The sequence below is a fragment of the Burkholderia sp. Ed8 genome, from assembly GCF_040761425.1.
GTDB classification, from domain to species: Bacteria; Pseudomonadota; Gammaproteobacteria; order Burkholderiales; family Burkholderiaceae; genus Burkholderia; species Burkholderia seminalis.
Window position 1 is genome coordinate 769,804 of the sequence record NZ_CP142889.1, and the last position, 15,320, is coordinate 785,123.

General features: G+C 68.3%; 14 protein-coding genes. 2 read left to right on the forward strand and 12 right to left on the reverse strand.

The genetic code is table 11. The annotated features are described in order from the left end of the window. The first annotated feature begins 26 nt into the window (after nucleotides 1-26). Complete coding sequence (locus tag VXM69_RS37685) at nucleotides 27-398, forward strand: cupin domain-containing protein (protein WP_367190501.1); 372 nt, start codon at nucleotides 27-29, stop codon at nucleotides 396-398. A 62-nt stretch (nucleotides 399-460) separates the two neighbouring features. Here VXM69_RS37685 and ampC read toward each other — a convergent pair whose 3' ends face one another. The 4 genes from ampC to VXM69_RS37705 all read right to left on the reverse strand — a co-directional run bounded on the left by ampC (nucleotide 461) and on the right by VXM69_RS37705 (nucleotide 4,190). Continuing rightward, nucleotides 461-1,630: a class C beta-lactamase gene (gene ampC, locus VXM69_RS37690; protein ID WP_367190502.1), complete on the reverse strand. Its 1,170-nt coding sequence runs from the start codon at nucleotides 1,628-1,630 to the stop codon at nucleotides 461-463. Nucleotides 1,631-1,860: 230 nt separating this feature from the next. Then, a complete protein-coding gene (locus VXM69_RS37695) occupies nucleotides 1,861-2,817 on the reverse strand; it encodes a prolyl oligopeptidase family serine peptidase (RefSeq protein ID WP_343726881.1) in 957 nt (318 codons plus the stop codon). Nucleotides 2,818-2,839: 22 nt separating this feature from the next. Continuing rightward, on the reverse strand, nucleotides 2,840-3,652 hold the full coding sequence (locus VXM69_RS37700; protein WP_034191914.1) for an alpha/beta hydrolase: 813 nt from the start codon (nucleotides 3,650-3,652) through the stop codon (nucleotides 2,840-2,842). Between the two features lie 70 nt (nucleotides 3,653-3,722). After that, nucleotides 3,723-4,190 (reverse strand): hypothetical protein, encoded by a 468-nt coding sequence (locus VXM69_RS37705; RefSeq protein WP_226229221.1) that lies wholly within the window; start codon nucleotides 4,188-4,190, stop codon nucleotides 3,723-3,725. Nucleotides 4,191-4,591: 401 nt separating this feature from the next. Between VXM69_RS37705 and VXM69_RS37710 the strand changes: the two genes are divergently transcribed. Then, entirely contained in the window at nucleotides 4,592-4,726 is a 135-nt protein-coding gene (locus VXM69_RS37710; protein ID WP_006405345.1) for a hypothetical protein, read from the forward strand. Between the two features lie 91 nt (nucleotides 4,727-4,817). On the opposite strand, the gene VXM69_RS37715 is transcribed toward VXM69_RS37710, so the two are convergent. The 8 genes from VXM69_RS37715 to VXM69_RS37750 all read right to left on the reverse strand — a co-directional run bounded on the left by VXM69_RS37715 (nucleotide 4,818) and on the right by VXM69_RS37750 (nucleotide 15,280). Next, nucleotides 4,818-7,274, reverse strand: coding sequence for a glycoside hydrolase domain-containing protein (locus VXM69_RS37715; RefSeq protein WP_367190798.1), 2,457 nt, complete (start codon nucleotides 7,272-7,274; stop codon nucleotides 4,818-4,820). A gap of 519 nt (nucleotides 7,275-7,793) precedes the next feature. Beyond that, nucleotides 7,794-8,981, reverse strand: a complete 1,188-nt coding sequence (locus VXM69_RS37720) for a YncE family protein (RefSeq protein ID WP_367190503.1) — start codon at nucleotides 8,979-8,981, stop codon at nucleotides 7,794-7,796. A 122-nt stretch (nucleotides 8,982-9,103) separates the two neighbouring features. Continuing rightward, nucleotides 9,104-10,606, reverse strand: a complete 1,503-nt coding sequence (locus tag VXM69_RS37725; protein ID WP_034191918.1) for a M81 family metallopeptidase — start codon at nucleotides 10,604-10,606, stop codon at nucleotides 9,104-9,106. After that, nucleotides 10,603-11,883 carry a Zn-dependent hydrolase gene (locus VXM69_RS37730; protein WP_034192036.1) on the reverse strand — a complete coding sequence of 427 codons (1,281 nt, stop codon included), beginning with the start codon at nucleotides 11,881-11,883 and terminating at the stop codon, nucleotides 10,603-10,605. Before VXM69_RS37730 ends, VXM69_RS37725 begins: the two co-directional genes overlap by 4 nt. A 34-nt stretch (nucleotides 11,884-11,917) precedes the next feature. Further along, nucleotides 11,918-12,619: an ABC transporter ATP-binding protein gene (locus VXM69_RS37735; RefSeq protein ID WP_059562383.1), complete on the reverse strand. Its 702-nt coding sequence runs from the start codon at nucleotides 12,617-12,619 to the stop codon at nucleotides 11,918-11,920. Then, nucleotides 12,616-13,383, reverse strand: a complete 768-nt coding sequence (locus tag VXM69_RS37740; RefSeq protein WP_124608679.1) for an ABC transporter ATP-binding protein — start codon at nucleotides 13,381-13,383, stop codon at nucleotides 12,616-12,618. The genes VXM69_RS37735 and VXM69_RS37740 overlap by 4 nt, the downstream gene beginning before the upstream one ends. After that, nucleotides 13,380-14,423 (reverse strand): branched-chain amino acid ABC transporter permease, encoded by a 1,044-nt coding sequence (locus VXM69_RS37745; RefSeq protein WP_059562380.1) that lies wholly within the window; start codon nucleotides 14,421-14,423, stop codon nucleotides 13,380-13,382. The genes VXM69_RS37740 and VXM69_RS37745 overlap by 4 nt, the downstream gene beginning before the upstream one ends. Then, nucleotides 14,420-15,280, reverse strand: coding sequence for a branched-chain amino acid ABC transporter permease (locus tag VXM69_RS37750; protein WP_034191922.1), 861 nt, complete (start codon nucleotides 15,278-15,280; stop codon nucleotides 14,420-14,422). Before VXM69_RS37750 ends, VXM69_RS37745 begins: the two co-directional genes overlap by 4 nt. Nucleotides 15,281-15,320 lie beyond the last annotated feature (40 nt).

Genomic DNA, 15,320 nt, shown 5'->3' on the forward strand with positions numbered 1-15,320 from the left:
TTTCAATTCGACGCAACCTGACCATCATGATCGACGTTTCATTGATTACCGACGCGCTCCGCCCGAGCGGCGCGCCCACGCAGTACCGCGTGTCGCCCGAGAAGCTGATCTCCGGCGATCCGCTGCAGACGCTCACGCCGGGCTTCGCGAGTCCGTGCGGGCGGTTTTCGACCGGCATCTGGGAAAGCACGCCCGGATGCTGGCATGTCGCCTATACGGAAGCGGAGTACTGCGAGATCCTGGAGGGCACGTCCGTGATCACCGACACCGAGGGCAACCGGAAGACCGTGCGCGCGGGCCACCGCTTCGTGATTCCCCACGGCTTTCGCGGCACCTGGGAAGTCGTCGAACGCACGCGGAAGATCTTCGTCGCCTACGACGAGCAACCGGCCGGGTAAGCAACGGCGACACGGCTCGCCCGCGCCATCGCGCCCCCCTGTCGCCGCCGCTCGCGGCAGCGTTACCGCCCGGCGCCAAGGGACCCGAGAATCCCGTACGCGGCCTTCACGCGGTCCTCGATGGGCACGCTGCCGTTCGCGAGCATCACGATCGCGATCCGCTTCGACGGCACGAATGCGACATACGTGCTGAAGCCGCCGGTCGAGCCGGTCTTGTTGATCCACGTATCGGGGTTCGGCGCCAGCGGCGGCTTGATCGCGCTGGCCGGTACCGCGTCGTACAGCATCTTCGGTGCGTTGCCTTCGAGCAGCGTCGGCAGCGCGACCGGGTACGGATACTGTTCCCAGATCAGGTCCTGCGTCAGCGGCCCCGCGCGGAAATAACCGGCGTGCGTGCGGTCGATCGCGCGCTGCAGGCGCGGCGCCGTCTGGATCATCCCCATGTTCGCCTGCACGAAGCGCAACAGGTCCGCCGCCGTGGTCCGCACGCCGTAGGCCGGCTGCCACAGCATGCCTTGCGTCATCCGGACCGGCCTGCCGTCCTTCGTATAGCCCTGCGCGTAATCGGCCATGCGTGCGTCGGGCACGTTGATGTACGTGTGCGTCATGCCGAGCGCGGGAAAGAGCCGCTGCTCCATCAGCGCCGCGAAGTCCTTGTGCATGGCCTTCGCGGTGAGCCACCCGAGCATGCCGATCGCGACGTTCGAATACTTGCGGTGCGTGCCCGGCGCATACTCGGGCCGCCACGCGTCGAGATAGCGGATCAGGCCGGCGTCGTCGCGAATGCTGTCGGGCACCTGCAGCGGCGTCCCGCCGGGCGTGTGCGTGCCGAGCTGGAGCAGCGTGACGACGCCGAACGGCTTGCCCTGCAGTTCGGGCAGATACTTGGCGACCGGGTCCGCGAGCGACAGCTCGCCGCCCTCTTGCGCGTCCGATGCGAGCGTCGCGGTCAGCGTCTTGCTGACCGAGCCGATCTCGAACAGCGTGCCGCCGGTGACGGGCTTGCCGGTCTGCTTCGACATCACGCCGTAGTCGAACACGTAAGGCTTGCCGTCGGCGACGATGCCGACCGCCATGCCGGGAATCGCGTACTGCTTCATCAGCGGGGCGACGTGGCGGGTCACGGTGTCGCGGATGTCGTCCTGCACGGCGGCGGCCGCGCGGCCGGCCGCGGTGGTGGCGCAGGCGGCGACGAGCAGCGTCGCGGCGAAGCGGGTCATGGTGAATCGCATCGTTGCGGTTCCTTTGGTATCGGATGGTTGCATGAGCAACAGGCCGCTACGCGCCGCACGGCGATCGTTCTGGCCGGCCTGTCGATGCAGGACTATCCGCCGCCGGCCGGCCGCCAACAATCGACGATATGTTGCGCGAGCCTAAAGAAATTCTTATGAGACCCGCGGCATCACGCATCGTCACGGGTGCCGCCGCGCCTGCCGCGATCGAGGCTCGACCGCGATGCGGGTCAAGGCTGGTGTGCGGAAGGAAAGCCGTGATGCTCGAGAAATTCGGACACGACGGGTTGCCAGAGGTCGATGCCACGCGAGAACAGCAGGTGTCCGTTGTCGGAAAACGGCGGCAGCAGCCGATAATCCGCGTCGCCGCCCGCACGGACGAAGGCCTTGTACCACGCGCCGCTGTAGGTCGGATCGAAGTACCGGTCGTTCTCCGTATAGATCCACAGCATCGGGACACGCGCCGTGGTCCCGAAGCTTGAAAACATCGCTTCCATCAGTTCGCCCTGACACGGCGCCCCGGGGTGCTGGACGGGATCGCCGCCGGCGCCGCCGGCGAAATTGATCGCCGCGACCACGCCGTCCGGATTGTCGGCCGCCATCGCCGTCGTGATGAGGCCGCCTACCGATTGACCGACGATGACGATGCGATTCGGGTCGACGTTCGGTTGGTGTTTCGCGTAGTCCAGTACCGCGCGCTCCTCGGCGCGTGCCGCGTCGACCAGCGGGTGATAATCCTTGTGGCGACATGCGCCGCTGTATTCCGGATCGAACTGCGTGCCGAATCGCCCGTATCCGATCCGCGTCGGTTCGAATACGGCAAATCCTTTGCTGACGAAGAACCTGGCCTGTTGCGTATAACGAAATCGCGCCGGTGAGACACGATCCTGCGCATTGCGCCCGTGATTGAGAAGCAGGATCGGGAATGGGCCGTTCCCGCTCGGCATGAACCGCGTGATCGCGACCGTGCCGGTATCTTCCTTGCCGTAGAAATCCTTCACCTTGACGTCGACCGTATCCACCGATTCGTGCAGGTCGGATGCAAACGGCCCGGCGTGGGCATCGCCAATCAGGAATGCAAGGCAAATCAGGATGACGCGCATGATCTGAGTCCCGAACGATTGTTTTTCTGGAACGACGGAGTACGACGGCCGGCGAGAAGAATCCGCATCGGCCGGACGACGCACGCGGCCCGGCGGGCGCGTACGATCACCGCGGCAGCCGGTCGAGAAACGCCAGCATCGCCGCGTTGAATCGCGCGGGGCGCTGCAGCGGCGCGAAATGGCTGACGCCGGGCAGGATCGTCAGCGTCGCGCCCGGAATCGTGTCCGCCAGATACGCGGCATGCTCGGGGCGGATGAATTCGTCGTGCTCGCCCTGCACGATCGCGACCGGCACGGCAATCGCCGCGAGATCCCCCGCCGTGTAATTCGGTTGCGTGCGCATCATTTCACTGACGGCCGCGACGAATGCGTCGAACTGATCGGGTGTCGCGGACAGTTGCGCGTAGTCCTTGCGGTGCCGCGCGAAACAGCGGTCGATCAGCGGGCCCGGCACCACCTCCTTCGTGCCGCTCGGGTCCATGTTGCACGCGAAGAAAAACACGCCGGCCGCGCGGGCCGGTGCACGGGCCGCCAGCACGAGCGCGACGCACGCACCGTCGCTCCAGCCGACGAAGCGCGCGCGGTCGACATGCAGCGCGTCGAGCACCGCCAGCACGTCCGACGCCATGCGTTCGTAGGAATAGGGTTGCGCGTCGCGCGTGCTGCGGCCGTGGCCGCGGCTGTCGATCAGGATCGCGCGGTAGCCGGCCGCGAGCAGCGCCGGCACCTGGTTGCCCCAGTTGCCGGCGTGACCGAGGCCGCCGTGCAGCAGCACGACCGGCGGCCCATGGCCGAACGACGCGTGCCAGATGCGCGCGCCGTCGTGTTCCAGCCAGCCTTCGACCTCGGCCGCCGGCAGCGGCGTGCCGCCGTGGGCGTCGAAGCGGACGAGTTCGTCGTCGTCGGGTTCCGCATGCATCGTTCTGCCGTCCTTTCGAGGGAGACGCGCTTGCGATTGTAATGCGTGCGGGCCGCGCGGCCCGAAGCCGTCAGGCTTGGGTCGACACCAGCCCGCCCGACGACGCGTTGCCCGACTTCTGGAGCGCCGCCGCGAGTTGCGAGATCGCCGTCGACAGCGCCGCCGAGATCGAGCTGGCTTGCGCGCCCAGCGTCTGCTGCTCGATGACGGCGGACGGATCGTCCTTCGCGCGCCGGGCCGCGTCCGCCATCTGCCGTTCCAGCGTCGCGAGCTGCTTCTGCAGCCGCTCGATCAATGCCTTCAACTGCGTGACGGCCGGGTCCTCCGCCGACGACGCACCCGATGCGCCGAGCGTTTCGCCGGCATCGCCGGCCGCCTTCGCGCCGGTGGTACTGCTCGTCCCCGTCGTGCCGGTGCTGCCCGGGGCAGCCGTCGTGCCGTCGGCGGACGAGGTCGCGGCCGCGGCGGCCGATGGGTTCGCGCTCACGCCGCTGTCCGCCAGCGAGGCGCGCGCGGTCGTGGAGAAATCGATCTGCATCGTGTCGGTCCCTGTGTCGGTAAACGAATCGTGACGGGGCGGGAAATGCCTTCCAACTCGTTTACGGCATTCGTCACACGAAACTTGAGTATCGGAGTCGGACGGATGCGCCGACCGATCGCCGTTTCAGTCGCGAAAGGGCCAGAATGGCACCACCGCGGCGCTGGTAAAATCGCGGCTTCGCCGGCCGGAACCGCGCGTCGACCGCCTTCGGGCGTTCGCGTGCTACCGCGCCGGTATCGACTCCCGCCCTGTCGGGCGCGGCATGCCACGCGTGCCGACGCCGCCATCGCGGCGCAGCGGGTCGCCTGTTCCGCCTGCCTCCGTGACCCGCTCGCCGGTTCGAGCGGCGAGCGCCGTGCGGCGCGCGCTTCATTCATCATGTATTCGAGGAACACACGATGGCCCGCATCGGCGCCTTCTGCATCACGACGTGGCTTGCCGCCGCGATTCTCTACTTCGGCCAGCACTCCGTCGCGATGATCGCGCTCAGCGGTGTCGTCGTGTTCGGCGGGTTCGATCTGCTGCGTCCGTAACGCCCGTCGGCATGCCGGCGGCACACCGCCGAGCCCCGATCCGCGGTCGGGACGGTCGAGCCGCCATGCGCCCTCCGTGATGGCGCCGCCGTCAGTGCGCGCCGGCCGTCATGCGCGTGTAGTCCGCGTTCGGCCCGGACGGCGGCGTCAGGTTGTCGGCAGCCGCCCATTGCGTCGGCGTCGCGGACAGCGTGTAGCGCATCGTCCCGCCGTTGGCGATCGTGCCGAGCGGCAGCCACGACCCGGCATAGTCCGCACCGTTGACCTTCAGCGACTGGATGTACGCGAACGACGGACGACCCGACGCGTCCATCGCGACCTGCTTGTCGCTGTCGAGCCGCAGTGTCTTGCCGTTGCCGAGCCAGACGGTGATCCCGCTGAATTGCGGCGTGGACAACGCGAGCCCGGCTTCCGACGGAATGACCGGGAACATGCCGAGCGCCGCCCACACGTACCAGCTCGACGTCGCGCCCATGTCGTCGTTGCCCGGCAGGCCGTCGCGCGCGGTCGTGAACGCCTTCGACATGATGATCGGCAGGACGTACTGCGCGCCGCTCGGCTGGCCGGCCCAGTTGTATCCCCACGGCGACTGGAACGACGGTTCGTTGCCGATGTACAGGCGGGTGGACGCTTCGCCGCCGTTCAGGTCGGCGGAGCCCGGCACGGTCGAGAATGGCGTCGTGATCGCAAACAGGTTGTTCAGCCGCGCGACGGCCGCCTGCTTGCCGCCGATCGCGTCGATCAGTGCGGTCCAGTCCTGCGCGAAGGTCCAGAAGTAGTTCGGCTCCGTCGACTCGTGGAACGCGCCCGGCACGAGCGTGCCCAGCGTGCCGGGCGCCGAACCGGACGGCGGTGCGTTGCGCGCGGCGATCACCTTGTTCGTGTAGTCGAAGAGGTTGCGCCACCATCCGGCTCGCGTGTACAGCGCGCCGATGTTGTCGGGCGTCACGCCGACCGACGGCGCGTTCAGCACGCTCGCCGGTAGCGCCTGCAGGAACGCGGCGGCCGAACGATCGCTCAGCACGCGCTCGATGGTCGCGGACGACGAATGGCCGTCGTCGCTTTGCGACAGGTAATGGGCGGCCAGGAAATTGGCGAGCCCCGCCGCGCTCGTGCGGTCGTTGCATGCGCTCGAAGGATCGAATACCGACTGCTTCGTCAGCCGCGCGGCCGACACCAGGTCGAAATCGGTCGCGCCGAACTTGTACGCGCCGGCAATCACGTTCAGTGCGTTGTCGCCGGCCATCGGCGTCGAGTCGTCGCTGCCGTCGACCCAGTGCGGAAAGGCGCCGCACTGCAATGCGTCGACGACGAGCGACTGCATCATGTCGCTCGATTCCTTCGGCGCGAGCATCGCCAGCAGCTGCACCTGCGACCGGTAGGTATCCCACAGCGAGAAGCCGGTGTAGTGTGCGCCTGCGCCGCCCTGTGAGCCGTCGGCGCGCCGGAACGCGTAGTCGCCGACCTTCGCCGTCGCGCGCGGCGGAATCGTGCCGGTCTGGTCGACCGATTTCGGATAGCTGCCGTCCGCGTTCCTCGGCTGACGCATGCTGCGGAATTCGCCGTTCGCGTCGCTGTAGAGCGTCGGTGTGCCGAACACGCGGTAGAGCGCGGTGTAGAACTTCGTGAGGTTGGCCTTCTGTGTCGCATCGAGCGAGGACGGATTCGCGGCCTGGTCGATTTGGATCGTGTTGAGCCGGTCGTTCCACAGGCCGGACGCGTTCGCCCGCGCGTCGTCGAACGTGAGCTTGTCACCCTCGCCTTTCAGGTTCGCCCGCGCATTCCGGAGGCTGACGGACGAGATCCCGATCTTCACGGTCACCGTCCGGTCCGCGTCGGTCAGGTCGAACTGCAGCGTCGCCGCGCCGTTGCTGGCCGTGTTCACCGACGACGTGCCGGTCTGCCTGCGCAGCGGCTTGTCGAAGGTCGCGTGGAAATACACGGGCGCATTCCAGACCGTACCGTACGGCGTGCAGAATGCCGGCGCCACGGCCTGCCCGCTCAGCGACTTGCCGTCGCTCGCAAGCGCCAGCGCGACGTTGTTCGCGGTGACCTTCGTGCTGCCCGAATCGCTGTTGCCGTTCAGCTTCGCATCGATCGAGAAAAAGCCCTTGTCCTTGTTCGTGTACGTGAAACGCGCGATGCCGGCGCGCGCCGTCGCGCTCAGCTCCGTCACGATGCCGTTCGCGAGGCGCACCTTGTAGTAGCCGGGCTGGGCCGTTTCATCGGCATACCTGTACCCGATACCGATCGGCCGGCCACCCGATGCCACCGCCGTCGCCGCATCGGTCGGCAGCATCGCGACCGTCCCCTGCCCCGGGCAGCCGACGCCGCCCAGATGCGTCACGCTGAAGAAGTCGATCGTGCCGCCCGAGCCGCCCGACGACAGATAGCCGCCCGAGCCGTTGAAGTCGCGGCGCGGCGTGTTCGGCCCGAAGTTCACCATGCCGAACGGCACCATCGCGCCCGGGCTCACGTTGCCCGCATAACCCGAATCCGGGTTGACCTGCGTGCCGATGAGCGGGTTGACGAACCCGGTCAGCTGCATGTCGGTACGCTTGGGCGCGGTCGATCGACCGGGCTGCGGCTGCGGGGACGGCACCGAAGTCGCCGGCGGCACCATCGACAGCGTATCGCCGGCAGTGTTCGTGGCCGTCGAAACACCGTTCACATCGTCGCCGCCACATGCGGCAAGCGCTGCACAGGCCAGTGCAGCGACAAGCATGAGTCGCGAATTTTTCATTTTTTTGATTAGTACCGTTGATTAAAACGATTAATCCGGCGATGGAGATCGTTGCTGTCGCAACCGTCGCGCCCTCCAGTTTCAGGGAATGCCACCTGCTTCCCGAGGGCTTACAGTGCCGCAACGACTGTTTATGCACTACAGGAAGTTTCCCGAATTTTCAGTTTGTTTAACTAAACAATCTGAAGCCAAGTGCTTCGGGCATGAATTGCCGCCATTTGTTGCATTGCGGCGGCGGCGTGAACGAGTGTGGGCGACGGGCGCCCGGCGAAGCCGGGCGCCGCATGAACTCGCGGAGAAGAACGAGCGGGCATGCCGCGCGCGTCAGCGCGGCAGCGTCCTCAACGACGACGGCCCGCCCGTCAGCGCGATCCGCTTGCCCGTGTCGCGCAGCTTGCCGCCTTCGACCGCATACAGCGCAAGCTGCCGTTCGACGTTGAACTGCACGATCACGTGCCGGCTGTCGGCGGTAAACACGATGCCCTGCGCGGCTTCGCCGCCGGGCACCTCGTTCACCTTCACGGCCTGGCCGTCGCGGATCGCGAACAGCAGCACCTTGCCGTGCGCGTGGCGGCCCGGGTTGTCCGGTGTCAGGTTCGAGCCGTCCATCGCCTGCACGGCGATCCATTTGCCGTCCGGCGAGATCGCGACGCCTTCCGGCAGCGACGGCACCGTCAGGTACTGGACCGTGCGGAACGGCACGCGCGACACGTCGACCAGTGCGACCGAATCGGCGTCGCCCGCGAGCGTGCCCGTATAACCCGGCAGCCCCGCCAGCCCCACGTTGCTGACGACGGCCCAGCGATTGTCGCTCGACACGTCGATCGTGTAAGGCGCGACGCCCGTGCTCAAACGCGTGCCGCTGTCGGTCACCTTGCCGTCGTCGACGTTCAGCACCGCGACGCCCTGCTCGTCGCGCAGCGACACGAGTGCATGCTTGCCGTCGTGTGTGAAGCTGATCCCGGCCAGCCGCTTCTTGCCGATCTTCAGGCTGCCGTCGAGCGTCACCTGCGTGCCGTCGATGCGCAGGATCGACACGCTGCCGTCGACATTGGCGACGAGCGCGAGCCGGCCCGAGCGGTCGATCGCGATCCCTTGCGGATGCGTGCCGAGCTCGATGCGCGTGATCGCGAGCGGTGCGGCGCCGAGATTCACGACCTGCAGGAACGTGTCGAACACGAGCTGCTTCGCGGCCGTGTCGTAGCGCGTCGGTGCGCCGACGAGCGCGAGCTTCGCGTCGGGCGTGATCGCGACGGCCTGCGGCGGCCCCTGGATGCCGTTCTCGACGTCGACCTGCAGCGCGACCTTCGGCGGGAACGTGCTCGCATCGAGCAGCGTCAGCGTGTCGGCCGGCGGAGACGGCAGATAGGTGTCGCGGCCCTCGACACGCTGGTACTTGCCGTCGTTGCCGGACACGATCCAGTCGGCGGCGTGCGCGGCAACGGCCGTCGTGGCGAAGGTCAGCGCGGCGAGCAGGCGCGCGCTGCGCAGGCGGAAGGGATTCGAATGCATGGCGGTCGGTTCTCCGGATCGGTTGCGGACGCAATGGATTGCCCGGCCCTGCTGCTCGACGGGCCGGTGCCATCGCATGATGCCCGAAAGCGCGAGAATCCGGCGTCTCGCGCCCCGGCCCGTCACGCAGCCGATCGCGCGCCCGACTCCCACCGTGCCACGTCGTCGAGCGGATACACCGGCCGTGCGAGCCGCTCGTAGCGGAACAGCCCGTAGTCCGAGCCCGTCACGCCGCGGCTGTCGCATTCGACCAGCGCGGCCGCGATCGGCACGAATACCGGCCGGCAATACATCCGTGACTTCAGCAGCAGGAAGCGGGCCCGGCGCGGATCGACGCCGACGCTCTCGAACACGCCGAGATCCCACGGCTCCTGCGTACGCTCGGTGACGACGAGCGTGGCCGCGCCGATGTCGAGCACGGCAGCCCGCCCCATGTATGCGCGCTGCCCCGTGTACGTCGGCCCCGTGATCACGTATTCGCCGTCGGTGATCGCGCGCACGACGCCCGTCGCACGGAACGGCTCGCGCCGCACGCCGCCGTGCGACGGCAGCCGGTTGCCGACCGGCACCGTGACGGTTGCGCCGACGCCCGCGTCGATCAGCGCCGCCACGGCTTCGGGGTCGCACAACGGCCCGCTGACGATGCCGTCGAGCCCCTGCGCGAGCGCGGCCTCGAGCAGGTCCATCGTGTCGCACGGGCCGCCCGACATGCAGTTGTCGCCGTGATCGAGCAACAGCACGGGGCGGTCCGCGCCGCGCGCGAGCGCCGCGGCCTGCGCGACCGAGTCGGCAAGCGGTGCGCTGCGATAGACGAATTCGTCGCGCGCGTCCCAGATCTGCCGCGCGATGCGCTCGGCAACCGCGTCGGCCGCGGCACGGTCGCCGTCGGCCACCACCACGACGCTGATGCACGGTGCGGGAATATCCGCGAGCGAAAAGCCGGGCAGCACCGATACCGCCAGCATCCCGTCGGCTTCGGCCGCACGCGCGGCCTCCACCGCGCGCCGCATCGCGCCGTCCGCGCTCGCGCTGCGCAGCGTCGACGTCATCAGCGGCGGCTGCCGCCATGCGAGCACGGGCCGCGCGCGGCCGTGAAGCCGGTCGAACAGCAACCGTGCCGCATGCTCGCCGGTCTCGTACATGTCGACGTGCGGATAGGTCTTGAAACTGACGATCACGTCCGCGTGATCGACCATCTTCTGCGTGACGTTCGCATGCAGGTCGAGCGCGACCGCGATCGGCGCATCGGGCAGCGCCGCGCGCACGCGCGCGAGCAGGTGGCCCTCGCCGTCCGCGCTCTGCTCGGCGACCATCGCACCGTGCAGGTCGAGCATCACCGCGTCGCAACCGGGCGCGGCCGCGACGATCGCATCGCAGATCGCCGCATACGCGTCGGCCGCGACCGGCCCGCTCGGGTTCGCGGCCGCCGACACGGGCGTCACGATGTCGGCGCCTTCGCGCGCGGCCGCGTCGATGAACGCGGCCATCGCGGTGCGCATCCCGCGGTTCGCACGATACGCGTCGTCGCCCCAGTCGGGGCCGTTGCGGCCGAATGCGGCGAGCGGCGTCGGCACCGGCGAGAACGTGTTGGTCTCGTGGTTCATCCGGGCGATCAGGATCTTCATCGCGCAGCGCCCTCCGCGATCCCGGCAGCGCCCAGCATCGCCTGTAGCAGCACGTTGCAGCCGGCTTCCAGATGCGCCGGATCGGCGTCCTCGATCTCGTTGTGGCTGATCCCGTCCTTGCACGGCACGAAGATCATCGCGGTCGGCGCAACACGCGCGAGATACACGGCGTCGTGGCCCGCGCCGCTGATCACGTTCATCGACGACAGCCCGAGCGCGCTCGCACCGGCGCGAACCTGCTCGACCAGCGCCGCGTCGAACGGCTGCGGCGGAAAGTACACGACCTGCTCGACGTCGATCCGCATGCCGGTTGATGCGTACAGGTCCGCGCATGTCGCACGCAGTTCCGCATCCATCGCCGCCAGCGTCGCGTCGTCGGCCGCGCGCAGGTCGACGGTCAGCGTCACCCGGCCGGGAATCACGTTGCGCGAATTCGGATGCACGTCGACCCAGCCGACCGTGCCGCGGCCGTGCGGCGGATGTGCGCGCGCGATGCCGTTCACCGCACGCACGAGATCGGCCGCCACCAGCAGCGCGTCGCGCCGCAGCTCCATCGGCGTCGGGCCCGCATGCGCTTCCATGCCGTGTACGGTCACGTCGTACCAGCGCTGTCCGAGCGCGCCCTCGACCACGCCGATCGTCGTGTCGTGCGCCTCCAGCACCGGCCCCTGCTCGATATGCGCTTCGAAATACGCGCCGACCGGATGCGCGCCGGTCGCATCGCCCGCATAGCCGATCGCGGCCAGCGCGTCGCGCACCGACACGCCATCGCGGTCGCATTGCACGAGTGCATGATCGAGCGTGAATGCGCCCGAGAACACGCCGGACCCCATCATCACCGGAACGAAACGGGAACCTTCCTCGTTGGTCCAGACGGCCACCTCGAGCGGCGCGCGCGTACGCACGCCGGCGTCATCGAGCGTACGCAGCACCTCGAGGCCGGCAAGCACGCCGTAGTTGCCGTCGAACTTGCCGCCCGTCGGCTGCGTGTCGATATGACTGCCCGTGGCCACGGGCGGCAGGTCGTCGCGTTCGCCCGCCCGCCGCGCAAAGATATTGCCGATCGCGTCGACACGCACCGTGCAGCCGATTTCCTTCGCCCACGCGACGAACAGGTCGCGTGCGTCGCGATCGAGTTCGGTGAGCGCGAGACGGCACACGCCGCCCTTGTCGGTCGCGCCGATCCGCGCGAGCCGCATCAGGCTGTCCCACAGCCGTGCGCCATCGACGCGCAAGCCGGACGCCGCGACGCCCGGAGTCAAATGCTCTACTTGCATCGTTGCCATTCCTCGCATTGAAAGGGTACGGCGTTCATGCGACGCCGACGCCCAGGTACCGGTCCTTCACGTCATGATCGGCCGCGAACGCGGCATTGCTGCCTTCGTAGACGATCACGCCCTGCTCGATCACGAAGTGGCGGTCCGCGAGCTGCGTGCACACTTCGAGGTTCTGCTCGACGAGCAGGATCGCGACGCCGGCGGCCTTGATCTGCTTCAACTGCTCGACGATCTCCTCGACGATCACCGGGGCGAGCCCCTCGACCGGCTCGTCGAGCATCAGCAGCCGCGGATGATTCATCAGCGCGCGGCCGATCGCGAGCATCTGCTGCTCGCCGCCCGACAACTGCCCGCCGCCGTTGCGGCGGCGCTCCTTCAGGCGCGGAAAGATCCGGTAGATGTCGTCGAGCTGCCACGGCGAATCGCGGCGCGCGCCGAGCCGCAGGTTTTCCTCGACCGACAGCAGCCGGAAAATGCCGCGATGCTCGGGCACGAAGCACAGGCCGCGCGCGGCGATCCGGTGCGCCGGCTGCCCGGACACCGGCCGGCCGTCGAACGTCACCGTGCCGGCGGTCGGCACGACGACGCCCGCGATCGTCTTGAGCGTCGTCGACTTGCCCGCGCCGTTGCGGCCGAGCAGCGTCACCGTCTCGCCTTCATTGACGTTCAGCGAAATACCCTGCAGCACGTGGCTCTTGCCGTAGCAGGCGTGCACGTCCTTCACGTCGAGCATCATGCGCGGCCTCCCGTGATCATGTTGCCGAGATAGGCGCTGCGCACGCGCGCGTCGCCGCGAATCGCATCGGGCTTGCCTTCGACCAGGACGCGCCCCTGCTGCATCACCGTGATCGTGTCCGAGATGTCCATCACGATGCCCATGTTGTGTTCGATCAGCACGACCGTGTAGTCGTCGCGCAGGCCGCGGATCAGTGCCTTCATGTCGTCGAGATCGTCGATCCCCATGCCCGACGTCGGCTCGTCGAGGAAAATCGCACGCGGCCGCGCCGCCAGCGCCATGCCGACCTCGAGCCTGCGCTGCTGGCCATGCGACAGCACGCCGGACGCGGTGTCGGCGAACCGCTGCAGGCCGAGCCGCTCGAGCACCTCGTCGACGATGCCGTCGTGCGCGAGCGCACCGCGCGGCGGCGTCCACGGATTCAGCGCGCGACGCGAATCGACGCCCTGCGCGGCAACCCGCAGGTTCTCGCGCACGCTCAGGTTCGGAAACAGGCTCGTCACCTGGAACGAGCGTGCAATCCCGCGCCGCACGCGCTTGTGATCGGGTTCGCGCGACACGTCGTGACCGTCGAACAGGATCGAGCCCGACGTGATCGGCAGCGTGCCCGTCAGCGTATGGAACAGCGTCGTCTTGCCTGCCCCGTTCGGGCCGATCACCGAATGCACGGTGCGCGGCATGATCCGCAGGTCGACCCCGCCCAGCGCGGTGAACTTGCCGTAGCGCTTGACGACGCCGCGCGCTTCGAGAATCGCTTCGCTCATGGCTGCTCCTTGACCGTGGCCGCAGTGCGATCGTTACGCCGCAGCGATGCGATGACGCGTTCGCCGAGCCCCCACAACCCGCGCTGCATGAACAGGCTGACCGCGATCAGCACGAGGCCGAGCAGCAGCAGCCAGCGCGGCCACAACGTCGACAGCCAGTCCGCGAACAACACGTAGAACGCCGCGCCGAGCACCGACGCGAACAGGTTGCCCGTGCCGCCGATCACCGTCATCACGAGGATCACCTCGCTCGTGTGGTAGTCGATGTTCGACAGCGGCGCGATGCCCGTCATCAATGCATGCAGCGCCCCCGCGAGGCCCGTGACCGCGCCCGAGATCACGAACGCCGCGAGCTTGAAGCGCTTCACGTCGTAGCCGGCCGCCGCCGCGCGCGCCTCGTTGTCGCGAATCGCGAGCAGCGTCCGGCCGAACACCGAGCGCGACACGCGCAGCAGCAGCCAGAACACCGCGACGAACAGCACCGCGACGAAACCGTAGTAGCGCCACGGCGAATCGAGCACGACGAGCGGATGCCCGAACGCGGACAGCGCGGGGCGCGGGATGTCGAGCAACCCGTTGTCGCCGCCCGTCACATCCGGCGTCGTATACGCGAGGAAGTAGAACAGCTGCCCGAACGCGAGCGTCAGCATCACGAAATAGGTGCCGCGCTGCCGGATCGAGAACCAGCCGACCAGCGCGGCCGCGACGGCGCCGAGCACCGCGGCCGCGGCCAGCGCGGCCGTCACCGACTCGACGCCGCGCGTCAGCACCAGCCCCGCCGTGTAACTGCCGAGCCCGAAGAAGATGCCCTGCCCGAACGACAACAGCCCCGTATAGCCGAGCAGCAGGTTGCAGCCGAGCGCGGCAAGCGCGAACACCAGCACTTCGGTCGCGAGCGACCCCGAACTCAACACGAGCGGCAGCACGCACGCGGCGATCACCGCCAGCCAGCCTTCCGGCCGCTGCAGCATGCCGCGCCACGGCTGCGGGCGTTGCGACGCCGCCGCGCCCGGCGGCAGCGGTTTCGACGACTGGATCATGCGGCCCTCCCCAGCAAACCGTTCGGACGCAACAGCAGCACGGCCGCCATCGCGACATAAATCATCAACCGCGCGCCTTCCGGCCACAGCGTGCTCATCAGGCTCTGCACGATGCCGACCAGCAGCCCGCCGACCAGCGCGCCGAGAAAATTCCCCATCCCGCCGACGACGACCACGACGAACGCGACGCCGAGCGCCTCGATACCCATGAACGGATCGACGCCGCGGATCGGTGCGGCGAGCACGCCGGCCAGCGCGGCCGTCGCCGCACCGAGCGCGAACACGAGGCTGAACACGCGCGTCACGTTGATGCCGAGCAGCGACACCATCTCCGTCGACTCGCTGCCCGCGCGCACCGTGCTGCCGAGCCGCGTGCCTTCGAGCACCCACCACAGCAACGCGGCGAGCACGGCCGTGAACCCGATCACGAACAGCCGGTACTTCGGGTAGACGAAGCCGCCCCAGATCACGACGCCGTTCAGCGCGTCGGGCGGCGGCACGTTGTCGCCGAGCGGCCCCCACGCGAGGATCGCGCACTCCTGCAGCACGAGCGCGAGCCCGACGGTCGCGAGGATGTGGAATTCGTGCTGCTGCGCGTACACATGGCGCAGCACGAGTTTTTCGACGCCCCACGCGAACGCGCCGACGACGAGCGGCACGATCGCGAGCGCGACCCAGAAATTCGCCGACCATTGCAGCGCCTGGTAGCAGAGATACGCACCGAGCAGGTAGAACGCGCCGTGAGCGAAATTCACGAAGCGCAGCAGGCCGAACACGATCGACAGGCCGACGGCGAGCAGGAAATACAGCATGCCCACGCCGATGCCGTTGACGATCTGCAGCAGATAGACGTTCATGGCTTCCGTGTCGGAAAGGAAGGTAACGGACGCCCGCGGC

Excerpts from the sequence above, each read along its gene's own strand:
- VXM69_RS37685 (WP_367190501.1), top strand. The coding sequence starts at position 27 with ATGATCGACGTTTCATTGATTACCGACGCGCTCCGCCCGAGCGGCGCG.
- ampC (WP_367190502.1), bottom strand. The coding sequence starts at position 1,630 with ATGCGATTCACCATGACCCGCTTCGCCGCGACGCTGCTCGTCGCCGCC.
- VXM69_RS37700 (WP_034191914.1), bottom strand. The coding sequence starts at position 3,652 with ATGCATGCGGAACCCGACGACGACGAACTCGTCCGCTTCGACGCCCAC.
- VXM69_RS37705 (WP_226229221.1), bottom strand. The coding sequence starts at position 4,190 with ATGCAGATCGATTTCTCCACGACCGCGCGCGCCTCGCTGGCGGACAGC.
- VXM69_RS37710 (WP_006405345.1), top strand. The coding sequence starts at position 4,592 with ATGGCCCGCATCGGCGCCTTCTGCATCACGACGTGGCTTGCCGCCGCG.
- VXM69_RS37715 (WP_367190798.1), bottom strand. The coding sequence starts at position 7,274 with ATGCAGCTGACCGGGTTCGTCAACCCGCTCATCGGCACGCAGGTCAAC.
- VXM69_RS37720 (WP_367190503.1), bottom strand. The coding sequence starts at position 8,981 with ATGCATTCGAATCCCTTCCGCCTGCGCAGCGCGCGCCTGCTCGCCGCG.
- VXM69_RS37725 (WP_034191918.1), bottom strand. The coding sequence starts at position 10,606 with ATGAAGATCCTGATCGCCCGGATGAACCACGAGACCAACACGTTCTCG.
- VXM69_RS37730 (WP_034192036.1), bottom strand. The coding sequence starts at position 11,883 with ATGCAAGTAGAGCATTTGACTCCGGGCGTCGCGGCGTCCGGCTTGCGC.
- VXM69_RS37735 (WP_059562383.1), bottom strand. The coding sequence starts at position 12,619 with ATGATGCTCGACGTGAAGGACGTGCACGCCTGCTACGGCAAGAGCCAC.
- VXM69_RS37740 (WP_124608679.1), bottom strand. The coding sequence starts at position 13,383 with ATGAGCGAAGCGATTCTCGAAGCGCGCGGCGTCGTCAAGCGCTACGGC.
- VXM69_RS37745 (WP_059562380.1), bottom strand. The coding sequence starts at position 14,423 with ATGATCCAGTCGTCGAAACCGCTGCCGCCGGGCGCGGCGGCGTCGCAA.
- VXM69_RS37750 (WP_034191922.1), bottom strand. The coding sequence starts at position 15,280 with ATGAACGTCTATCTGCTGCAGATCGTCAACGGCATCGGCGTGGGCATG.